This is a genomic window from Streptomyces sp. NPDC002265, from assembly GCF_040296125.1.
In the GTDB taxonomy this organism is placed as follows: Bacteria; Actinomycetota; Actinomycetes; order Streptomycetales; family Streptomycetaceae; genus Streptomyces.
Genome location: NZ_JBEOWS010000509.1, coordinates 1 through 4,923, shown reverse-complemented (window position 1 = coordinate 4,923; position 4,923 = coordinate 1). Strand labels below are relative to the sequence as shown.

The following is a 4,923-nucleotide window of genomic DNA, read 5'->3' as shown; positions in this document are numbered from 1 at the left end:
GCGGCGCGGTCGCCCGCGCGGCCGCAGAGATCGGCGACTTCCTCGGCGCCCGGTTCCTGGTCGCCTTCACCCAGTCCGGCGACACCGTCCGCCGCGGTCGTGGCCACCGCCACACAATCGCCACACCAACTCGTACAACCATTCGCTCGAACTCGTGAGTCATCAAGACATGACTCACGGGATATCCAGACGCGCGAAAGTGGTCGCGGGTGGCCTCACGGCCGGGGTGCTGATATCGGGCGTGGCGGCCGCGGCGCCCGCCTCGGCAGCCACGCCGGCCGTCAGCTGCACGTCGTCCAAGGCGGGCCTGGCCGCCAAGCTCAAGAAGGACATCACGGCCGCGCTCGCCACCCGCAAGGGCACCGTCGCCGTCGGCCTCTACGACCGCACCACCAACACCACCTGCACGCTGCGTGCCTCCAGCGCCTACGACTCGGCCAGTGTGGTCAAGGTCACCGTGCTGGCCACGCTGCTGTGGGACGCCAAGAAGCACAACCGCTATCTGACGAGCACCGAGACCTCGCTCGCCACGGCCATGATCACCAAGTCGGACAACACCGCGACCAGCAAGCTGTGGAAGCAGCTGGGCCTGACGAAGATCAAGGGCTTCCTGGCCGCCGCCAAGATGACCCAGACGAAGCCCGGCGCGAACGGCTACTGGGGTCTGACCCAGATCACCGTGACCGACGAGCAGAAGCTGCTCAAGCTCGTCACCGCCGCGAACACGGTGCTCTCCGACAATTCCCGGGCCTACATCCAGAAGCTGATGGGGCAGGTCGTCTCCTCCCAGCGCTGGGGCACCCCGTACGGAGCGCCGGCCGGTGTCTCCGTGCATGTCAAGAACGGCTGGCTGCAGCGCGCCACGCTCGGCTGGCGGGTGCACAGCGTCGGCACGTTCAAGGGCGGCGGTCACGACTACACGATCACCGTGCTCACCCACGGGAACAGCACGATGAGCTACGGCATCACCACCATCCAGGGCGTCGCGAAGGTCATCCACAAGGACCTGATGTCCTGAGGACCGCTGCCCCGCGGGCGGGCGCCCCGGGGCGTCCCCTCCCTCCGAATATTGCGGAGGGATGAAATCCGCTTCCATCCGCGTTGGTGCTTTCCGGCAGAGAAGGTCGAACGGAAGGCACCGGCGTGGCAGCGCAACAGGGGGAGAAACAGGGCTGGGCGCGCAGGCTCGCGGGATATGCCTGGCGCCACCCGGGGGACGTGGTCCTGGCCCTCGGATCCTCCCTGGCCGGCATGGCCGTCACGGCGCTGGTCCCGCTGCTCACCAAGGTGATCATCGACGACGTGATCACCGGCCACAGCCGCACCATGGCCCCCTGGGCGGGCGCGCTCATCGTCGCGGCCCTCCTCGTCTACGTCTCCACGTACATCCGCCGCTACTACGGCGGCCGGCTCGCCCTCGACGTCCAGCACGACCTGCGGACCGAGATGTACGACACGATCACCCGGCTCGACGGCCGCCGTCAGGACGAGCTGTCCACCGGGCAGGTGATAGGCCGCGCCACCAGCGACCTCCAGCTCATCCAGGGCCTGCTCTTCATGCTGCCGATGACGATCGGCAACGTGCTGCTCTTCCTGATCTCCTTGGTGATCATGGCGTGGCTGTCCCTGCCGCTGACCCTGGTCGCGCTGGCCGTGGCCCCCGCGCTCGGCTGGATCGCCCGCCGCAGCCGCACCCGGCTGCACCCCTCCACCTGGTACGCGCAGGCTCAGGCGGCCGCCGTCGCGGGTGTGGTCGACGGCGCCGTCAGCGGCGTACGCGTGGTCAAGGGCTTCGGGCAGGAGGAGCAGGAGACCGGGAAGCTGCGGGAGGTCGGCCGCCGGCTCTTCGCCGGGCGGCTGCGCACCATCCGGCTGAACTCCCGGTACACCCCCGCGCTCCAGGCGGTCCCCGCGCTCGGCCAGGTCGCGATGCTGGCGCTCGGCGGCTGGCTCGCCGTGCGCGGGCACATCACCCTCGGCACCTTCGTCGCCTTCTCCACCTACCTCGCCCAGCTCGTCGGCCCGGTCCGGATGCTCGCCGTGGTCCTCACCGTCGGACAGCAGGCCCGCGCCAGCACCGAGCGCGTCCTGGAGCTGATCGACACCACACCGACGATCCAGGACGGCCATCTGGAGCTGCCCGCCGACGCGCCCGCGACCGTCGAGTTCGACGACGTCTCGTTCGGGTACCGGCAGGCCGACGGCCGGACCAGCCCGGTCGTGCAGGGCCTGTCCTTCGAGATCCGCGCGGGCGAGACCCTCGCCGTGGTCGGCTCCTCCGGCTCCGGCAAGTCCACCGTCTCCCTGCTCCTGCCGCGCTTCTACGACGTCACCCACGGCGCCGTCCTGATCGGCGGCCACGACGTGCGCGAACTGACCCTCGACTCGCTCAGGGCCGCGATCGGGCTCGTCCCCGAGGACTCCTTCCTCTTCTCCGACACCGTCCGCAACAACATCGCCTACGGCCGTCCCGACGCCACCGACGAGCAGATCGAGGCAGCCGCCCGCGCCGCCCAGGCGGACCGGTTCATCGCCGAGCTGCCCGACGGCTACGGCACCAAGGTGGGCGAGCACGGTCTCACCCTGTCCGGCGGCCAGCGCCAGCGCCTCGCGCTCGCCCGCGCGATCCTCACCGACCCGCGCCTGCTGGTCCTGGACGACGCCACCTCAGCGGTGGACGCCCGGGTGGAGCACGAGATCCACGAGGCGCTCAAGCAGGTCATGCGCGGGCGCACCACCCTGCTCATCGCGCACCGCCGCTCCACCCTCAACCTCGCCGACCGCATCGCCGTCCTCGACGGCGGCCGCCTCGCCGACCTCGGCACCCACGAGGAGCTCCAGCAGCGCTCGGCCCTCTACCGCCGTCTGCTCACCGACCCGGACGAGCTGGGCGGGGTCTCCCCGGGCCACACCCCGCCCGCCGAGCCGCGCGAGGACACCTCGGTCCGCGAGGAGCTGGACGCCGAGTTCGACGCCGAGGCCGGACTGACGCCCCGCCTGTGGACGGGCGACCGCGAGCCCAAGGACAGCGCCCTGTCCGGCATGCCCGCCACCCCGGAACTCCTCACCCAGGTCGCGGCGCTGCCCCCGGCGACCGACACCCCGGACGTCGACGAGGACCGCGCGGTGCGCCCGGAGGAGTCCTACGGCCTGCGGCGGCTGCTGCGGGGCTTCGGACGGCCGCTGCTGATCAGCCTGCTGCTGGTCGCCACGGACGCCGGGATGGGCCTGCTGCTGCCGGTGCTGATCCGGCACGGCATCGACCAGGGCGTCAGCCGGATGGCCCTCGGCGCGGTCTGGGCGGCCTCCCTGCTCGGCCTGCTCGCGGTGCTCGTGCAGTGGGCGGCGCAGACCGCCGAGACCAGGGTGACCGGACGCACCGGCGAACGCGTCCTGTACGCACTGCGGCTGAAGATCTTCGCCCAGCTCCAGCGGCTCGGGCTCGACTACTACGAGCGCGAGCTGACCGGCCGGATCATGACGCGGATGACGACCGACGTCGACGCACTCTCCACCTTCCTGCAGACCGGTCTGGTCACCGCCTTCGTCTCGGTCGTCACCTTCTTCGGCATCATGGGCGTCCTGCTGCTGATCGACGTCCAGCTGGCGCTCGTCGTCTTCGCCACGCTGCCCCCGCTGATCGTCGCCACCTTCTTCTTCCGCCGGGCCAGCGTGAAGGCGTACGAGTTGGCCCGTGAGCGGGTGTCGGTGGTCAACGCCGACCTCCAGGAGTCGGTGTCCGGGCTGCGGATCGTGCAGGCCTTCCGGCGGGAGCGGGCCGGCAGCCTGCGGTTCGCCGAGCGCAGCGACAGCTACCGGCGGGCCCGGATCCGCGGTCAGTGGCTGATCTCCGTCTACTTCCCCTTCGTCCAGTTCCTGTCGTCGGCGGCCGTGGCCGCGGTGCTGATCGCGGGCGCGGGCCGGATCGAGGCGGCGACCCTCACCACGGGCGCCCTGGTCGCCTACCTCCTCTACATCGACCTGTTCTTCGCCCCCGTGCAGCAGCTCTCCCAGGTCTTCGACGGCTACCAGCAGGCGACCGTCTCCCTGGGCCGCATCCAGGAGCTGCTGCGCGAGCCCACGTCCACCCGGCCTGCCGGGGAGCCGGTCGAGCCCGGCTCGCTGCGCGGCGAGATCGCCTTCGAGGACGTGCGCTTCGCCTACGGCGACGACGAGGAGGCGCTCGGCGGCATCGACCTGAAGATCCCGGCCGGCCAGACCGTCGCCTTCGTCGGCGAGACGGGCGCCGGCAAGTCGACCCTGGTCAAGCTGGTGGCCCGGTTCTACGACCCGACCGGCGGCCGGGTGACGGTCGACGGCACGGACCTGCGGGCGTACGACCTCACCGGGTACCGCCATCGCCTCGGCGTGGTCCCGCAGGAGGCCTACCTCTTCCCGGGCACCGTGCGCGACGCCATCGCCTACGGCCGGCCCGACGCGAGTGACGCGCAGGTGGAGGCGGCGGCCCGCGCGGTCGGCGCGCACGAGATGATCGCCACGCTGGAGGGCGGCTATCTGCACGAGGTCGCCGAGCGCGGCCGCAACCTCTCCGCCGGACAGCGGCAGCTGATCGCGCTGGCCCGCGCGGAGCTGGTCGACCCCGACATCCTGCTCCTGGACGAGGCGACGGCCGCGCTCGACCTGGCCACCGAGGCGCAGGTCAACCTGGCTACGGAACGCCTGGCGGGCCGTCGTACCACGCTCGTGGTCGCCCACCGGCTGACCACCGCCGCCCGCGCCGACCGGGTGGTGCTGATGGACCACGGCCGGGTGGCCGAGGACGGCACGCACGAGGAGCTGCTGGCGCGGGACGGGCGCTACGCGCAGCTGTGGCGGACGTTCGTGGGGGAGCCGGTCACCACGGGCTGACCCGTCCGCCACCCGTCCGCTCCGGGCGCCCGCCCCCCCCGGGGGGGGGCCCCG

The 4,923-nt window shown here is 71.8% G+C and carries 2 protein-coding genes; both read left to right on the top strand.

The features are described 5' to 3' along the window. Positions 1-169: 169 nt before the first annotated feature. Complete coding sequence (locus ABT085_RS43665; protein WP_351621981.1) at positions 170-1,018, top strand: serine hydrolase; 849 nt, start codon at positions 170-172, stop codon at positions 1,016-1,018. A 125-nt stretch (positions 1,019-1,143) separates the two neighbouring features. Beyond that, positions 1,144-4,869, top strand: a complete 3,726-nt coding sequence (locus ABT085_RS43660; protein ID WP_351621978.1) for an ABC transporter ATP-binding protein — start codon at positions 1,144-1,146, stop codon at positions 4,867-4,869. The last annotated feature ends 54 nt before the right edge of the window (positions 4,870-4,923 follow it).

What these genes read in the sequence shown, in the direction of transcription:
- ABT085_RS43665 (WP_351621981.1), top strand. Translation starts at nt 170, where the DNA reads ATGACTCACGGGATATCCAGACGCGCGAAAGTGGTCGCGGGTGGCCTC.